Annotated in this window: 18 protein-coding genes and 1 pseudogene; 3 read left to right on the top strand and 16 right to left on the bottom strand. The window is 56.5% G+C overall.

Annotation, left to right across the window (positions count from 1 at the left end; genetic code table 11):
• Positions 1-1,099, top strand: a 1,099-nt coding sequence (locus APH44_RS08505; RefSeq protein WP_177342471.1) for a helicase/relaxase domain-containing protein, incomplete at its 5' end; no start/stop codon positions are given.
• Between the two features lie 209 nt (positions 1,100-1,308).
• On the opposite strand, the gene APH44_RS29690 is transcribed toward APH44_RS08505, so the two are convergent.
• The 6 genes from APH44_RS29690 to APH44_RS30340 form a co-directional block, all read right to left on the bottom strand.
• Positions 1,309-2,202: a DUF4435 domain-containing protein gene (locus tag APH44_RS29690; protein WP_139139546.1), complete on the bottom strand. Its 894-nt coding sequence runs from the start codon at positions 2,200-2,202 to the stop codon at positions 1,309-1,311.
• Complete coding sequence (locus APH44_RS29025; RefSeq protein WP_060477766.1) at positions 2,199-3,461, bottom strand: AAA family ATPase; 1,263 nt, start codon at positions 3,459-3,461, stop codon at positions 2,199-2,201. Before APH44_RS29025 ends, APH44_RS29690 begins: the two co-directional genes overlap by 4 nt.
• A gap of 621 nt (positions 3,462-4,082) precedes the next feature.
• A complete protein-coding gene (locus tag APH44_RS08515) occupies positions 4,083-4,289 on the bottom strand; it encodes a hypothetical protein (protein WP_054892259.1) in 207 nt (68 codons plus the stop codon).
• 13 nt (positions 4,290-4,302) lie between these two features.
• Entirely contained in the window at positions 4,303-4,512 is a 210-nt protein-coding gene (locus tag APH44_RS08520; RefSeq protein ID WP_016488107.1) for a hypothetical protein, read from the bottom strand.
• A 656-nt stretch (positions 4,513-5,168) separates the two neighbouring features.
• A complete protein-coding gene (locus APH44_RS08525; protein ID WP_371105666.1) occupies positions 5,169-5,351 on the bottom strand; it encodes a hypothetical protein in 183 nt (60 codons plus the stop codon).
• A gap of 25 nt (positions 5,352-5,376) precedes the next feature.
• Positions 5,377-5,670 (bottom strand): hypothetical protein, encoded by a 294-nt coding sequence (locus APH44_RS30340; protein WP_054892369.1) that lies wholly within the window; start codon positions 5,668-5,670, stop codon positions 5,377-5,379.
• 104 nt (positions 5,671-5,774) lie between these two features.
• Between APH44_RS30340 and APH44_RS08535 the strand changes: the two genes are divergently transcribed.
• Positions 5,775-6,440, top strand: a complete 666-nt coding sequence (locus APH44_RS08535) for an SOS response-associated peptidase (RefSeq protein ID WP_054892261.1) — start codon at positions 5,775-5,777, stop codon at positions 6,438-6,440.
• Here APH44_RS08535 and APH44_RS08540 read toward each other — a convergent pair.
• A complete protein-coding gene (locus APH44_RS08540) occupies positions 6,434-6,640 on the bottom strand; it encodes a hypothetical protein (protein WP_054892262.1) in 207 nt (68 codons plus the stop codon). The two genes, APH44_RS08535 and APH44_RS08540, sit on opposite strands and share 7 nt — an antisense overlap.
• A 328-nt stretch (positions 6,641-6,968) precedes the next feature.
• A pseudogene (locus APH44_RS29030) lies at positions 6,969-7,097 on the bottom strand (DUF2514 family protein); the annotation flags it as partial.
• 90 nt (positions 7,098-7,187) lie between these two features.
• Between APH44_RS29030 and APH44_RS08545 the strand changes: the two are divergent.
• On the top strand, positions 7,188-7,799 hold the full coding sequence (locus APH44_RS08545; protein ID WP_054892263.1) for a hypothetical protein: 612 nt from the start codon (positions 7,188-7,190) through the stop codon (positions 7,797-7,799).
• Positions 7,800-7,814: 15 nt separating this feature from the next.
• Here the strand turns inward: APH44_RS08545 and APH44_RS30345 are convergent, their stop codons facing one another.
• The 8 genes from APH44_RS30345 to APH44_RS08585 are packed head-to-tail and all read right to left on the bottom strand — an operon-like array spanning position 7,815 to position 15,058.
• Positions 7,815-8,075 (bottom strand): hypothetical protein, encoded by a 261-nt coding sequence (locus APH44_RS30345; protein ID WP_054892264.1) that lies wholly within the window; start codon positions 8,073-8,075, stop codon positions 7,815-7,817.
• The gene (locus tag APH44_RS08555) at positions 8,072-8,434 is read right to left on the bottom strand and encodes a hypothetical protein (protein ID WP_054892265.1); all 363 of its coding nucleotides are present in this window, start codon (positions 8,432-8,434) and stop codon (positions 8,072-8,074) included. The genes APH44_RS30345 and APH44_RS08555 overlap by 4 nt, the downstream gene beginning before the upstream one ends.
• On the bottom strand, positions 8,431-8,913 hold the full coding sequence (locus APH44_RS08560; RefSeq protein WP_082420950.1) for a hypothetical protein: 483 nt from the start codon (positions 8,911-8,913) through the stop codon (positions 8,431-8,433). The genes APH44_RS08555 and APH44_RS08560 overlap by 4 nt, the downstream gene beginning before the upstream one ends.
• Positions 8,914-8,972: 59 nt before the next feature.
• Positions 8,973-9,425 carry a tail fiber assembly protein gene (locus APH44_RS29035; RefSeq protein ID WP_082420951.1) on the bottom strand — a complete coding sequence of 151 codons (453 nt, stop codon included), beginning with the start codon at positions 9,423-9,425 and terminating at the stop codon, positions 8,973-8,975.
• Positions 9,422-10,186: a hypothetical protein gene (locus APH44_RS30655; protein WP_054892266.1), complete on the bottom strand. Its 765-nt coding sequence runs from the start codon at positions 10,184-10,186 to the stop codon at positions 9,422-9,424. The genes APH44_RS29035 and APH44_RS30655 overlap by 4 nt, the downstream gene beginning before the upstream one ends.
• 11 nt (positions 10,187-10,197) lie before the next feature.
• Complete coding sequence (locus APH44_RS08575; RefSeq protein WP_054892267.1) at positions 10,198-11,247, bottom strand: hypothetical protein; 1,050 nt, start codon at positions 11,245-11,247, stop codon at positions 10,198-10,200.
• Positions 11,247-14,663 carry a DUF1983 domain-containing protein gene (locus APH44_RS08580; protein ID WP_054892268.1) on the bottom strand — a complete coding sequence of 1,139 codons (3,417 nt, stop codon included), beginning with the start codon at positions 14,661-14,663 and terminating at the stop codon, positions 11,247-11,249. The genes APH44_RS08575 and APH44_RS08580 overlap by 1 nt, the downstream gene beginning before the upstream one ends.
• Positions 14,660-15,058, bottom strand: a complete 399-nt coding sequence (locus APH44_RS08585) for a hypothetical protein (protein WP_054892269.1) — start codon at positions 15,056-15,058, stop codon at positions 14,660-14,662. The genes APH44_RS08580 and APH44_RS08585 overlap by 4 nt, the downstream gene beginning before the upstream one ends.
• Between the last annotated feature and the right edge of the window lie 2 nt (positions 15,059-15,060).

The following is a 15,060-nucleotide window of genomic DNA, read 5'->3' on the forward strand; positions in this document are numbered from 1 at the left end:
GGGACACCTACTGTTCCTGCTGGCCAATCACTACGAGCACGCCGGCACCCTCGGGGAACTGGTGCTACAAGCTGACCGGGTCTCCACCGCGCAGAACATCGGCGCCAATCCCACCAAAGCCCTGCAGGCACCCAAACATTCGTTGCAGCATCACCTACTCACAGGCCTGCGTCACCTGGCCAAAAAAGAGTTCAAATTCAACCAGCCCGGCGCGGCTGGCTGGCTTACCCAAGACCATCTGTGGCTGGTCAGCAAGACCGCCACCGACAAACTGCGCGCTTACCTGCTCGCCCAGGCAGTGGATGGCATCCCCTCCTCCAACATTGCCTTGTTCGATGAGCTGCAGTCGCATGGACTGGTGGATGTGACACCAGAGGGCAAAGCGGTGTGGAGCGCCACCGTTTCAGAGGATGACTGGCAACATCGCTTTACCTTTCTTCGCCTGCAGCCGAGCCTGATCTGGGCCAATGAGCCGAGGCCAGATTACTTTAGCGGCACGGTAGAGCCGATGATGGATGGCCCACTACCGACCAGCGAAACCAACGAGTCGGCCCCGGATCAGCCGCCTGCAACACCAGAAGCAAAACAAGCCGGCGCCGTGCTGCAGAATCAGGAATTCGACTACCTCGACGACCTTATGGACATGTTGCAAGTGCAGGGCGAACGCGAGAGTGGATCAGCTGTTGAGATGGCTCAATCTGCCACTCCTCCACCACAGTATTCCGTGGGGCAGGCCTTTATCGAGTGGCTGCGCGAGGGAGTTAACAGTCATCGCTTAGTGATCAACGACAGTAAGGCCAAGGTCCATACGGTGGACGGTACTTTCTTCCTGGTCACACCGGGCATTTTCCAGCGCTATGCTGCCGAGCAACCGGAGCAGTCTGATGGAAGCAACCAGATCGAGCATTGGCGGCGCGTTCAGCGTCAATTTGAGAAACTGGGCATTCATCGGAAAAGGTCTAATGGGCAAAACATTTGGGCTTGCACTGTGAGAGGTCCTCGCAAAACGAACATTCTGAATGGATACTTACTGAACAGCTCAACAGATATTTTCGCTGCCCTGCCTGCGGATAATTCACATCTCGTACTGGTCAAGTAACTCCAACCTGCATCTAGCCACTTAAACAGATCCAAAATTATGGATTCTCGATGGAATCGTCATTGCAACTAATGACTCCCGCAAAACTATCGAGATCCAACAAGGGGACTTTAGCATTGCCTTATCTCCAGGCCATGAGAATGACAAAAACGCATTCAAAATTATCAAAAAATAAAGACATCACCACAGACAACCCCACAGATCAACCTCTATATTCGAGTAGCATCAGCGACTCGTGCACGCAAAGCCGAGGCCATACCCTGATAATAATTTTTCAAATCCGGATCCTTGTCTAGATCCGTATACTGAAAATGCTCAGCGACCAATACATCCGCCATTTCTCTATTCAGATTTTTTTGACCTGTAACATCACGAAAACACTCACAAAAAATCCCATACAAAAATTTTGCCCACAACTTACCGTAACAGTCGCGGGCTGCCACAACCCTATCGCAACCACTAAACTGAAATTTTTCCACTCTACCCGACTTAATGGTGCCAATTAACTTCCTAAAAGATTCTTTCTTGACTCTATATCTATTAGAATCACGAACATCAACATACGCCCAGAATTTTTCACGATGAATTCCCTGCACCCTTTTTAGCGAGCAGAGCACATCTACAAAAATCAACCTATTGAAATCCACCAAAAAATTACGACACTTAACTCTAATCACTTCTGCAGCTTCAGCACTAACGCCTTTCACAGAAATTCTCTCAAGCTTAGAGATAATAGCTTCAGCTTGCCAAGCATCGTTCTCCCAGCTGTAACCATATGTATAGAGAACAAACGGATGATCAATCAAACAATGGCGATGATGATCATGATCTCTATCCATAGCCACTATGGTATTGGATATTTTTGATGCGGCAACATCTTGAGCATAAGGCAATAAATTATCCTTTGAGCCAAGAGGTCTAATTTCATAACTCAGACCTGGTAAAAATCGTGAAAAAAATCCTTTCCAAAAAACCGCATCAATTGAACAGTCGCTTTGTTTTTTCTCTTTATTGAACTCGCCACCCTCTGTATAGACCACCATACTGACGCCCAAAAACGCAGGCAAATTCGATCGACCTGACACAGTTCTTGTAAATGTCATTTCACGCAGCGATCCATGTGAATCAAACGATCTTGGTTGGCCCCGACCACATCAGGGGAATGGGTAGCGAAGACAATCTGAGCGGCAGGATTAAGGCTTTTTATATTTTTTGCCAAACTTTCTTGCCAAGCTACGTGAAGCGAAATCTCAGGCTCATCTGCCATATATATAAAGCTTTGACCTTCCTGCAGCAAAGCCTCACCAAGAATAACGATGATCTGCTTTTCCCCAGAAGAAAGCTGGGAGGGCTTCAAAATTTTTCCAGATTCAGTCTTAATCACTAACTCATTACGCTCATTGAGCGAAATGGTTTTCTTCAAAAGCAATTTATTCAGTATAGCTAAGAAAAGATCCCGAGAAGAAACAATCCGATTTTTCTCTTTGGTGATACCCTCCCAGACATCCACGGTACTTTCGATTCTGTGCAGGGAGAAAATCGCCATAAAGTCGGCCGGTTTGAGATCTGTACTTTTACCCCATCGCCCTCGGAGATCCTCCAGCATACCAAAATGTCCATCTAGCTTCTTTTGGTAACTTCTTTTGTCCAACTTAAATTCAGAAAATATTTGTAGGAGTGCCTGCTTTTCACTGTCGACCTTCTCACGCCCAGGAAGGGCTGCCACCTTGTCATTCTCCTTGACCAGCAAAGATAAGAATACATGTTCTTGAAAACGCTCATGCAGAGCATTCACCTGCTTACTCAAAGAGGAAAGGTATCTAACCAATCGATTCGAGAAATCATCCAACCTCAAATCAACCGGATCATTTCCACCTGGCCCCTTCAGCGAAGCGGCTCGCTGAACAGATAGCCAAGTCAAAGACACCATTTCAGAGAGATGCTTTGCTAGAGTACGGCTCGCGGCAGTACTCCCAGCTAACTGAGCTCTTATAAAAAACGAGCCCTTGCTAACCGTATCATAACCATCCACATCACTCAAAACATACGCATAGGGTTTTTCAGTAGAAGACTCTACAATCTTATAATCACAATGAAAGAATGGCACCCCAAGATTTTTAACTACTTCAATATATGGTTTTCGCTTGGAGCGTGGATCCTTCAAATTTATACGAACCGACTCAAAGTCAAGCTCAGAGAGGTAATCTTTGTCAGCGCGAAGAACGCCAGAGATTATTTTGAGCGTAGTGGATTTACCTGAACCATTTGGACCGATGAGGAAATTCAAATCCTCGCTTGCTTTGAAGGATACTTCGTGATTCCCCCAAAAACCTTTAATCATCACACTATCAATGAGATTCATAGCTTCCTACTATTTACAGGTCCGGTGGGCACAATGATGGCACAGCTTAGGCTTTGATGCATTACCTCCAAGACTGCTTAGGCCCCTATAGAGGCGTCTCGACCGGGTACCTAGATCCCCATACCTCTACCTCGCCGACGCGTTGATCGGTTGTGACGGACGGACCTTAGCCAAAAGCGAGGTAAATCGGCGCAGTTCGCCGAAGCTTAACGAAAGCCTAAAGCAACAGCGAGGAGTTCGCCCGCGACCATTTCCAGGCTTACGTTTCAAATACTGATGCTGAAGCCCTGAGGCTGGACTGAAAGCTAAAGCTGAAACCCACGAAAAGTGAGACCGAGTCAGGACTTCGGATGTGGATAGCCCGGGTGCTCGTTAAGGCAACGATGGTCAGCCCGGTCCAGAGGCGTTAACCGACCCAAAGCAGATGTTGATCAGAGACTTCATGTTGTCAGCGTAGGCGCCATAACCGATTTTAGCCGCCCAGCTTCCAGATCCGCGAAACACCTGTGGGAGTCGCGCTTGCAGGCGATGGGCCGAGCAGCGGCGCTAACATCCGGAAGTCCGCAATGGGGTCAAAAACAGACACTCAGCAGGACGCTTCATCTTCCGCGCAACTGCCAATCAGTGAACAGTTCCGCCGCCGTGGCCAAAGGCTTTCATTTGATAGTCGGTTACAGCTTGGAACAGAGACTCAGCTATCAGGCGTAATCTTTCCACCTCTATCGCAGGCGCGCCGGTATCCTGAGCTTCGTGGTAACGGCGCATTGCCTCAATTGCCTCGGTGTAGGCTGGGTGGTCGGGCGGCAAAAACTTCGACTGTTTGGGCATCAGTGCCTCGATATCAGTGAATTGATTCAGACAGACTGCCGGCTTCAAGCACCTGGAAATCCACTACCGCGTGATAAACGGAGTCAGCCAACACTCTAAGCCGCTCGATTGTCTCTGGAGATGCCCCGTTATCTTGCGCGGCCTGATGCGCCCTTATCGCATCAAGGGCTTCGCGCAGTAGCGGCTCGCCGGCTTTGGCCATGCCTTCCAAGGTTCGCTTCATGCTCTGCCCATTCTGCTACGTTGATCCATCATAGGACGATAGCGACGGTCTGATGGCCGGCATCGATCCAAGGCCTTGTGTTTAGCAGTTCAGGCCTCATCGCGGCAAACCGGTTCCCATAGGAATATCACCAGCTTCCAGACCTGCGCCAGCCTCTGTGAGAGCCGCGCGTATCGGCGATGTGTCGCGAAGCGACCCCAATATTCAGGCGCCGGGTCGATAGCTGCCGGCAAGAGCCAAGCATACCTAGGCTGCCTTGGAAAAATCGCTCCCTTCCAAACGTGAGTTGCTAGGCCATATGTCCATCACAATCCGCAGCAAACCAGCATAAGCCACACTAAAAATGGGGGACCAGATGGGGGACCAAAAACACACAGGCACAAAAAAGCCCCGAAAAATCAGGGCTTTAATGAGAATTAGTGGCGGAAGCGTAGAGATTCGAACTCTAGGATAGTTGCCCATCGACGGTTTTCAAGACCGTGGTACAAGTGCCCTAATCATGGGGCGCAAACACCAAAATCGATTCCAAAACAAAGGCGAAATGGCTCGGCTACAGCCCGCATTCTATAAAGGTCGCCGCTTCAGTTTTGGAACCGATTTTCACCCCTTCCTTTGGCGTTCTGCCACCCCGTCAGCCGTCCTGGCTGGCGTCACTATCACTCCGCTTCACGCTCAGCATGAGCCCATAGCCTGGCCGCCTCGGCGAGCTCCAGCATCTCGGCCAGCGCCCCAGCATCAACGTCCTGTCTGCGGTGAGCGGAAACGGCCATTTCCGCCATCACTGCAGAGCGCCCGTCTGGATCGGTGATCATCGCCATCTGATCGTTGAGCTCGTCCATCCAAGGCTGCGGTATGCCCGCAGCGCTACTGAGCACGGCACCACCACGATTGCGCATAGAGCACGCCATCCACCTCTTCAACACCCGTAACGTTCATTCCGCCTTGAGCCATCCCGGTCACGCACGCGTCGTGTAGCCGCGGGATAACGTCGGGCCCTGGGGTTGGGTTGAACACCCAGGCGCCCAGGCACTGCCGACCGAGCACTGAACTGTGTCCGTACTCGATGTGAACGTCAGCGCGAATCGGCTGGATCTTCGTGAGTTGCGCGCTGGGGATTGCGACACCGAGATTTCGGCGACGAACAAGGAGAAAGTACATACGGCACCAATACTGTATATCGATACAGTATTTGAGCATTGCATGCGCAGCCAGCACCAGTACCGCCTGGCGGACTATGCTTGCTCGAGCAGGAGGGACGGAAAATGTGTGGACGGCTGACACAGTACAGAGGCATTCACGACTTCGTTGAAGTACTCAGCATGCCGGAGGTGTGGAGGAACAACGTCGGTGACCAAGCGCTGAAGCGGTACAACGTTGCGCCTACTACGCCCGTTGCTGTGCTGCGCGTTGATGAGGGAGGCCCACGGGCGGACCTGGTGAGATGGGGGTGGCGGCCGCACTGGGCGACAGATCGCGCCGCGCCGATCAATGCCCGCGTCGAGAAGGTCGCTCACGGCCCGTTCTTCCGGGCCATCTGGCCGCATCGGGCTATTACGCCTATCGACGGCTGGTACGAGTGGGTTGATGAGGGTGGCCCAAAGAAGCAGCCGTACTACATCCGGCGGCGGGACGGCCAGCCAGCGCTATGCGCCAGCATCGGTCAATTCACCGGCAACGAGCACGACGGCTTCGTTATCATCACAGCCGACGCCCAGGGCGGGCTTGTTGACGTGCACGACCGCCGGCCAGTTGTGTTTGAGCCGGAACTGGCGCGAGAGTGGATTACAGCAGGGATGCCCAGCGAGCACGCAGAACAGATGGTGCTGAACCTGGGAGAGCCGTCTGAGGCATTCGAGTGGTACAAGGTCAGCACAACCGTAGGGAATGTGCGGAACCAGGGGCCTGAGCTTATAGCGCCACTTCAGTGACGATTCAGCGGAGCTCGCCCCATGGCATTTGAATGGTACTGACGGGCCGCCTTGATCTGTGATTCCAAAATCAGCCGCAAGCGCTCCACTTCCTCCGCAGGCAGACCGGCCTCCTGCGCCTCAAGATGGCGCCTCATAGCCTCCTCAACATCCTTGTAGACCTGATGGTCTGGCATCACGACTTCGCGCTTTTCCTTCATGCGCGCCTCCCTGGCAATGAGCTGATGTGCTGTCGTTTGACAGTAACGTCCATCAACCAGCACTTTGTTCCGCTATGCAAGCATCGCTTCATCTATGCGCCTTGAACCCCCTAATGACCCACGCAACAGACCAACCTAAGGCGTAAAGTGGAATCCCCACTATCAACACCCACAACAGCAGCCCCCACAGCACTTCTGCGCCCTCTGCCGAGCTGTTTCCATAGAGCAATAGCCCGATCGCAAGACCTAAAGTAACACTGGATACAACCCACGCCCTTTGCCATCCGTTCATGCGCAAGTTCATGTTTTCCCTCTGGCAAATGCCATTTCAATGAAGCGTCAAAGCATTATAGGACGCTTCACAGGCCAGGCCGGCTATTCGGGATTTTTCATAAGCTGCCGCCAGGTCTCCCGCTCGAGCATCAGCCCGTGCGAGCAGGTCGGAGAGCACCATGGCGGTGTGGTGGCTGCCTGGCGGCTGGCTATAGCAGCTATACAAATGGCAAAATGCTATTTGCAAAATCAATAGCCGCCATGGAGTCACGCTATGCTCGGAGCTGAGGTTTTTGAAACCGCATACAACGAACTGGCCAGTCGATACGCGGGCCTGACCAGCGACGTGTACCTTATTCCACCTGACGAAATGAATGACGGCACCGACCTTCTGGATCTATGCGGCGTTCGTTACGACGAAAAGATTTACTTTAACGACGACACTGCTGATCTCAAAGATTATGGAATAGAGGGGGCTGGCGGGGTCACCATAAATTTCCTCTTAAATGGCAAGGGTCGAAGCGCCATATTCATAAACGAAAACTGCTTACCCCCCGACTCTCACGAGGGCGCGATTTGGCTTTGGAAATATAACTCCCTCCACCACGAGTTGATGCACGCTCTGGACTTCAGCAAGCAGAAGAATTTCAACACCAAGATGCGGAAGATGGACCTGGTGGGCGCGGAGGTATTTGCAGACCAAAAAACTTTGCTGCACCTCAAGAGCTTGAGCACCAACGGCTTTATGAGACTTGCGCTGCAGCAATACGCTCGCAACGTCAAAACAATGGGACAGAGGGGCGGAATACGAGCTGATATTTACAATAGACTCACAAGAAAGGTGGACGAAAAATCTATCGAGCACTGGGCGTCAATGGAGTTCTAGCATTAAAGGCGGAGCTCAACGACACGCTGACCCTGCTGCCTCTAACAACTTCTCGTATCCGACCCTCTGCCGCCGCTCAGCCAGTAGCGCACGCACCTTCACCTCCAGGCTGTCGGTCTTGCGAAGGCTGGCAGCAGCCCAGGAGGGTACCGCCACATCAGGAGCGCGGCACGGCACTTGCACTGGCACCTCAACACGCACGTACTGCACCTTCGGCTGGATCTGTCCGCCACATCCAGCCAGCCCCAGCACGCACACAATCAACGGCATCCTCATAGCCCAAGCTCCTTGTCGATGATCGAGGTCGCGGCGGCACACTGATTGCCACCGGTGCGCTCCTGCTGCAGACGGTTCGCCGCCGCGTAGTCGTCCTGTGCGCTGGCCCTGGCCTCCTTCACTGCTTGCTCTGCCCTGGCCTGGCGATCGTTAGCGGCCAGGACCAGGTCGCCCAGGGCCTTGCCCTGCTCCCGCGCCAGCCCGGCGAGGTTGTCTCGTGCTGTGGCGCACTGGGTGACCTGGTCCTGCTCAGCATCGAGAAGCGGCCGAAAGTGGCTGCTGGTGGTCCATGTGCCGACGGCGATACCCAGCAGGATCAGCAGGCCGGCGCCGGCGAGGCGCAATGCCCAGGCGCTCATGCCGGCACCGCCTTGAGTGCTGCTGCGTGATTTCTCTTGAACTTGGCGCGCAGTTCCTCCGGCTGACGGGTGTAAGCCCCAGGTCGCCACACACGCAGGTACAGCTCCCAGGCGCCATGCTCATCGTCAGCAGACGGCATGGGCTTTGGGTCAGTCCACAGCAGAAGGCGGGCCAGGGCGGCAGCCAACACCGGATCAAGGCCGATGGCCTGGTAGATCGATTCGGCACTGAAGCCCACGCCCCGAGCTCGGCAAACTTCCTGGGTGCGCGCCTTTACCGATCCGTGGGTCATAACCCCGACCACACCGCCGCCCTTTTCAAATTGGTAGTCGCCGCGGGCAGGTCCGTTCACCTGCTGCTCGAGGCGCTTTGGGTTCTCTTGAAGATTGATCGCATGCAGCAGTACTCGAGCCGGGCGAGTGCACATCTGTGGCGGCAACAGGGCCAGGCCCTGCTGGATGTCGTTGTCGATCGACATGGGTTTTCTCCAGGCAAAAAAATACCGCCATGCGGCGGCTGTCTGTCGGATGTGTAGATTTATGCGGGCGGCGCGGGCCAGTCGATGGCGTGCGGGTAGCCGGCCAGCTCAGGCAGCCGGTTCAGTGCGATGCGGTACCGCTTCCACTCCTTGAGCAGGGCGGCTTCAGCTTCGGTTGCGTCGTCGAGTTCGACGGCATCTTGCAGCGGTGCCATCGCTGAGTCGGCGATGATGCGGCGGCGCGTCACCTCGGCCTGGGCATCGCGCAGTTGCATCGCAGGAAGAAGTGCGTCGATCTCGATCTGAGAGGCCTTGCGCCAGCCTTGTATTTCATGGGCGCTCAGCACGAGCGTAGCCCCATCAGTCCAATATGCAGGCTCTGGATTCAGGTATGCGCTGACCTCGGCCGCGTTCATTTCGATGTAACCGGCGGGCAGATATTCGTCGACTGGGTCGCGCTGGTCGAACGCCATCACTGGCCCGCCGGCGGGGTTGCGGAAGTATCGCATCATCGAAGTTCACTCCATCCAGTAAGGGCGTTGACCGAACCGTTCGAGGCACCGACCGAGTATGTTGCCCCAGGCGGGACGATGGCCGTTGCGGTCGCAATGTAGACTCCCGCCGCGCCCGCATAAGCCGAGTAGACCACCGTGCCACCGATTGTGATGTTGAGCGCGGTGTTCACCGATGAAGCAGGTCCGGCTTGGACGATCACCTGAATTGGGCGGCCCGTAGTGTTGGTGTACAGCGTACCGAGCGAGCGCTGAGACAGCATGTTTTGCCACGACTGGCCCACCCCGACATCTCCGACGCCGAGAGCGGTCTTTGCAGCGGCGGCAGTTGTCGAGCCGGTACCGCCCTGGGCGATGCTCAAAGCCGTTGTCATGCCGGTCAGCGACGTGATGTCGTTGTTTGCACCGGACTTTGCAGCCCCGATATTCGTCCGGAGCGTGACAACGTCAGCAGCATTACCAAACAAGGCGAGTGTGGTGCCGTACTGCTCGACAACCTGCCGGAGGCGATCGGCTGACTCTTTGACGTAGCCCTGCATCGGAGCCAGGCCATAGACGCCTGCGCTTACTGTGGCGCCTTGATACGCCGGGAGGATGCTGAGCACCGTACTGCTGGCGATGTTGGTTACCTCATACCAGCGACCGTCCGGCCCCTGGAAAGCATCGCCCACCCTCGAGTTTGCCGGAAAGTTCGTGCCGGCGCCGGTCACCGTGGTCTGGCCAGCAGTGATCGACACAGTGCCCTGTCTATACCATGGCATGCGTTATTCCTTCAGATTGGTTTCATTGGGCGAGCGGCGAACAAGGTTCGGCCGTTCGCAAGGACGGGATTCACGGCGTCGTTGCTTTCACAATACATCTGCAGGACATTCCGGTTTCCCGGAAGAAAGCCCCCGAAGTTCACGCGAATCGGCTGTGAGGTCTGCATGATGTTTGTCTGGGTGAACAAGGCATTTGCCAGAATGTAATCGGCATAATTTCCGGTCCATCCCATTTGCTGGCTTGTCGCGTAGTAGCCTGGCCTGACGATTGGACTGCCTGCAGTAACGAAGGAGTTCGCGGTTGGCTGGCTATTCAGCACCGCGAGATTCATTGTTGATGCGAACAAGCGCTCCCCGGCCGGCCCCTTCACCGATGCACCGTACTGACCGCTAGCTGACGCATCCGTCATATAGCTGGCACAGAACCAGGAAATCCGAATCGGCAAGTTCCAACCCGGGCCGTGGGCTTCATTCCTGTAGTCCCGCAATCGGAACCCTGTCCAGTTACCTGGCGCGCCAATGATGCTGAACTGGCCGACCATGAAGTAGTCGTTCGCGTTGATGAAAATCAGCGGCCGCTCGTAGGTCGTGATCGGCGACGGAAACGCCCGGTAATCATCGCCCTCGATCTGCTGATCACCACCCCCGAAAATGAACGAGAATTTTCCGGCGTACCGAATGCTGAGGACTTTGTTCACCGCGTCGATCTGCGTTGCGATGCCATCGTTTCTCGTGCGAATGCCGTACGTCCCCCCTGCGGAAAAAGGCTCTCCACCCTTTGACAAGATCATGACTTGCCAGGTCTTTCCCTGTGGCTGCCTGAGTTGTAGTTGCCCTGTTGTCCAGAATGCCGGCGGTGAGAACGTGAAGAGTCCAGCATCTTCAAGCGTGTCTACAACGACGAACGATTCGGCCTTGATCTCAGGTATGGCGATGTACTGATCGAAAGCCCCATTGCCCACCACTTGCATCATCTTCAGGGATCGGATTGGCGTCACCGTTGTGTCGAGCGTTACCGCCCCGGACGCATCGCGCGTCCGGAGCCCGTATTGGGCAGCCATCAGTAGAGCCTCCCTACGGCAGTCCGCTCGACACCGTTGGCGTCGTAGACGTACAGGCCGCCGTTGTTCAGCAGAGTTGATCCGCTTGCATCCTGGCCTCGAACGATGAAGGAGCCGTTGACAAGGTTGATCTCGATCAGCGGTAGCCCTTGAGCGTTGACTGCCTGAGAACGCAGCGTCATGCCGAGGATGATCTGCTGAATGAACGCAGTGTTGATCACCGCTTGGTTGATGAAAACCTGACCGCCCTGAACCACGAAGGGAGCAATCAAGCTGCCGCTCACCTCATCGACCACGGCGAACCGTTGGGCAAACGCAAGGATTTCCGACGTGTCCCCATCAACCCCGACCGATAGTCCTGCCATGACCTTGCGATTACCAGCGATGGTCTGGGCCTTGATGGTCGTCTGCGCTCTCACCCGACCATCGACCCCAACAACCGCTTCACTTACCTGCTGAACGGATGCCCTGGTCTCTCCGATCGATGCCTCGAGAGTTTCCGACTTTCTAGCCAGCGCCTGGTCAGCGCTGGCAAGGGTGCGAACATCAGACGCAAAGCTCGCTTTCGATCGCCAGGCGTCCAGGGCCCCGAGCAGGTCGCCCTCGCCACTGTCATCCCTGCCCTGCGAGTAAACTGCCTCAACTGTCGTCCGCAACGACCCGATGGACTTGTCGGCATCAGCCTGGGCTTGCTCTACCTCCTGAATCTTGACCGCGTTGTCACCGATCGCGACTTCGTTCGTTGCGATACGTTGACCCAGGGCATGGTCTGCATCGGCTAGAGCATTCAGTTCGGTTCCGATGGCCGCAGTGCTGCTGTCGAACTCGGACTTGAGCTGATCCAACCGAGAAGCTGTCACCTGCTCGTTCGTTGCAACAACGGCTTCGAGCGTGCTGATGCCTGCACTGTTACCCGCGACTTGGGCATCAAGCGATGTCAGGCGTGTTGCGGTCGCTTCGTTCTCAGTCGCTCGGACTCGGACTTCCTGCGCGAACTTTGCAGCGCTGTCCCATCCGCGCAGAGCGTCAGCAAGATCCCCTTCGCCATCGTCATCGCGCCAGGCGGCCTGCAGGGCGGTCATCTGGCTGGCCGAAGCCGTGACCTTGCCGTCGAGGGTCTCGATATCAGCGGTGTTCTGCTGCACCTGGAGCGCGAGAGCGTTCGCAGTTTCGAGAATGGTGCCGATATCGGCCCAGTAGTTGCTGTCCGGCGGCGCCGCACCAGCAGGTACCGGTGCTATCGCCTGGAACAGGCGCTGTCCCTGCCGCACGACATCACCCTTGGCATAGGGCTTGGCCGGATCGTACGCCAAGGCGTCGGTCAACTGGTCAATCCGCTCGTACAGCTCATCCTTGGTCTGCTCCAGGCGATCGTTGACAGACCCGGGACCATCGCCCGAAATCAGCTCGATCTCCTTGAGAAGCTCCTGCCCCAGCTCGCTCTTCTCGATCTTTCCCGCAAGCGCTGCGAGAAAAGCCGTGACATCGGTGGATGTAGACGCAGGTACTTTGAGAAACCCGCTGACGCCATAGGCGTTCTTCGAGCGGATGAAATAGTAGTAGTTGGTGAAAAAGGAAAGCCCGGTGTGAGTCAAGCTCAAGCCTTGCCCCAAGTACTCCGACTGCGCCGCAGTAGCCTGCGGGTCCATGCTGAAGAAGTACTCGTAGGTGCCGCCGTTGAGCCCGCGCTGGACGTTGCTCGGGAGCAGCGTAATGCTGTCAATGGATGGCTGAACAACACATGCCTCCGGCACCGCTGGTCCGTTGATGTTGACCGTGATGCTCGCCTCGCCCGACCGCGCTTGCGGCCCGAGCGCGGCTACGCTCATCGTGTAGTTGCCAGATGGCAGGCCGGCCAGCGGCACCTGAAGCGTGGTCTCCGGCACCTGCTGGGCCTGCACGGCCACGCCGGCCTGGCGCACGGTCACCGCAAATCCAGTCACAATCCCAAATGGCCGCTCCCAGCTCAGTACTCCCTGGGTCACTTCGGCAGTATCGTCTACTGCCCAAGCAAGGCCGGTAGGACTGCCCAGGCCGCCGGACGGCAGGCTGATGAAGCCGATCGGGTTGTAGGGCTGCCCCACTGCATCGTCGAAGATTGCGGCCTCGTACTGCGACACCGTGACCGTACAGCCGTTATCGGCGGCCAGGTTCCAGTCGGTGACGATGAACTCGCCAACGATGTTCAACGACGGCAGGTTAACGCGAACCACCCGCCCAGGCCGGCAGTTGTAGCCCGCGAAGTTCATCGGGATCTGCAGCGAGCCAGCGGCCCGCGCGCGGCGCAACTTGATGTTGGCCAGGCGCTGGCCTTGGTAGGCGTCGGTCACATACCCGAGCGACATCGATTCGGCAGACTCTCCGCCGTCCTGGTCTACCCACGCCTGCACCCGTACCTCGGGAAAGTCCGTTTCCGCCCAGGACTGCGAGGGATCAACGAACGTGCCGGTGACAACGTTGATTGCCGCATCATTGCCGACCTCGGTCGATCCAGAGACGGTGCCGATCACCATGTCCTCGGTGATCTCGAAGTCCCACGGGCCGTAGTAGGCACCGGCCTGCAGCATCCATTTCCCACCGACGCGGATCAGTTGTCCCGCGCACGACTCTTCCAGCTTCTGGATGACATTCGTGCGCTGCTCATCGGCGCCGATGACGCAGCCCGTGCGATAGCGAATCCCGGAAGAGCCATCTGGATTGCCAACCGACTCGTCGCAGACGTTGGCTGCGCTGGCGAAGGTCTCGAAGACAATCTCGTCATCTGGAACCTTGCAGCGGGCGCGCAGGAACCAGAGCAGGTGCAGAGCCGTGTTTTCGCTGTAGCCCGTCATGCCGGTGCGCGGGTCGTACAGATCGTTTCGGCCACGCACCACGAACCGGACATTCGGGATGCCCGAAGGGAATTTCTCCGCGTTGTGTTTCAGCGACAGGCGCACGAATGACAGGCCACGACCAATCTGCGTGTCCTTCCAGTCGGGGCAGTTGCCACGCAGGAAGGCGTTCACCTGTGTCGGATTTACCACTAGCTCGTAGGAAGCAAACGCACCGAAGGTGTTGATCAGTTCCTCGCCGAGGTAGATCTCCTCGAGCGCATCGACGGTGCCCTCGCTCAGCACGTACACCAGGTGCACCCATTCACCGTCTGCCTGGTCGCCAGCCTGCTCCTGCGCCCATACCAGCACACCACCGGTGCTGACGCGGCCCAGGATGAAGCGCGCCGGGGCCTTGGAAGAACGGACGGTCTGTGCAGAGGGCTCGCTATTTCCCGCACGGCCAGTTTTCAGCGCGGCATCCTGCTGGCTGCCGACAAACAGACCCACGGCGCCACCGATCAGCGCGAAGCCAACACCGCCGGTGACGAAACCCAGGGCCGCCCCAGCAGCGACCAGCGCAACCTTCCTGACTGCCTTGCTCATTCAACCCTCCACACCACCAGCGGGTCACAGGCAATGCGCCCTACCCCGTCCTCGGTCACCGACCAGAACTCACCAGCCCAGAACACCGCCACGCCTCGGCCATTCGGTCCGTCGTACATAGCCACGTCCCCGCGCTGGATGAACGCTGGATTGACCCGCTGAAAGCAGGTATCCCAGGCCGCCTCAAGCGAGCCGTGCAGTTTCTTCAGCAGTCGCTTGGCACCCGTCTCGGTCGTGTACCGGCCTCGGTACAGCTCAGCCGGGTCGGTACCGCACACCGCCACCGCGCAGTCAGCGGCGAACAGGCAGCAGTCGAATTCGCCCCATGAGAAAGGCCGCTCAGTGGCGGCCTTGATCGTGTTCGCGAGTTGTGTGGTCCAGTCTCGATTTCGCATGG

Origin of the sequence: Pseudomonas sp. NBRC 111143 (assembly GCF_001320965.1) — a bacterium.
Taxonomy (GTDB): Bacteria; Pseudomonadota; Gammaproteobacteria; order Pseudomonadales; family Pseudomonadaceae; genus Aquipseudomonas; species Aquipseudomonas machongensis.

What these genes read in the sequence shown, in the direction of transcription:
- APH44_RS29690 (WP_139139546.1), bottom strand. Translation starts at nt 2,202, where the DNA reads ATGACATTTACAAGAACTGTGTCAGGTCGATCGAATTTGCCTGCGTTT.
- APH44_RS29025 (WP_060477766.1), bottom strand. Translation starts at nt 3,461, where the DNA reads ATGAATCTCATTGATAGTGTGATGATTAAAGGTTTTTGGGGGAATCAC.
- APH44_RS08515 (WP_054892259.1), bottom strand. Translation starts at nt 4,289, where the DNA reads ATGCCCAAACAGTCGAAGTTTTTGCCGCCCGACCACCCAGCCTACACC.
- APH44_RS08520 (WP_016488107.1), bottom strand. Translation starts at nt 4,512, where the DNA reads ATGAAGCGAACCTTGGAAGGCATGGCCAAAGCCGGCGAGCCGCTACTG.
- APH44_RS08525 (WP_371105666.1), bottom strand. Translation starts at nt 5,351, where the DNA reads ATGGACGAGCTCAACGATCAGATGGCGATGATCACCGATCCAGACGGG.
- APH44_RS30340 (WP_054892369.1), bottom strand. Translation starts at nt 5,670, where the DNA reads ATGTACTTTCTCCTTGTTCGTCGCCGAAATCTCGGTGTCGCAATCCCC.
- APH44_RS08535 (WP_054892261.1), top strand. Translation starts at nt 5,775, where the DNA reads ATGTGTGGACGGCTGACACAGTACAGAGGCATTCACGACTTCGTTGAA.
- APH44_RS08540 (WP_054892262.1), bottom strand. Translation starts at nt 6,640, where the DNA reads ATGAAGGAAAAGCGCGAAGTCGTGATGCCAGACCATCAGGTCTACAAG.
- APH44_RS08545 (WP_054892263.1), top strand. Translation starts at nt 7,188, where the DNA reads ATGCTCGGAGCTGAGGTTTTTGAAACCGCATACAACGAACTGGCCAGT.
- APH44_RS30345 (WP_054892264.1), bottom strand. Translation starts at nt 8,075, where the DNA reads ATGAGGATGCCGTTGATTGTGTGCGTGCTGGGGCTGGCTGGATGTGGC.
- APH44_RS08555 (WP_054892265.1), bottom strand. Translation starts at nt 8,434, where the DNA reads ATGAGCGCCTGGGCATTGCGCCTCGCCGGCGCCGGCCTGCTGATCCTG.
- APH44_RS08560 (WP_082420950.1), bottom strand. Translation starts at nt 8,913, where the DNA reads ATGTCGATCGACAACGACATCCAGCAGGGCCTGGCCCTGTTGCCGCCA.
- APH44_RS29035 (WP_082420951.1), bottom strand. Translation starts at nt 9,425, where the DNA reads ATGATGCGATACTTCCGCAACCCCGCCGGCGGGCCAGTGATGGCGTTC.
- APH44_RS30655 (WP_054892266.1), bottom strand. Translation starts at nt 10,186, where the DNA reads ATGCCATGGTATAGACAGGGCACTGTGTCGATCACTGCTGGCCAGACC.
- APH44_RS08575 (WP_054892267.1), bottom strand. Translation starts at nt 11,247, where the DNA reads ATGGCTGCCCAATACGGGCTCCGGACGCGCGATGCGTCCGGGGCGGTA.
- APH44_RS08580 (WP_054892268.1), bottom strand. Translation starts at nt 14,663, where the DNA reads ATGAGCAAGGCAGTCAGGAAGGTTGCGCTGGTCGCTGCTGGGGCGGCC.
- APH44_RS08585 (WP_054892269.1), bottom strand. Translation starts at nt 15,058, where the DNA reads ATGCGAAATCGAGACTGGACCACACAACTCGCGAACACGATCAAGGCC.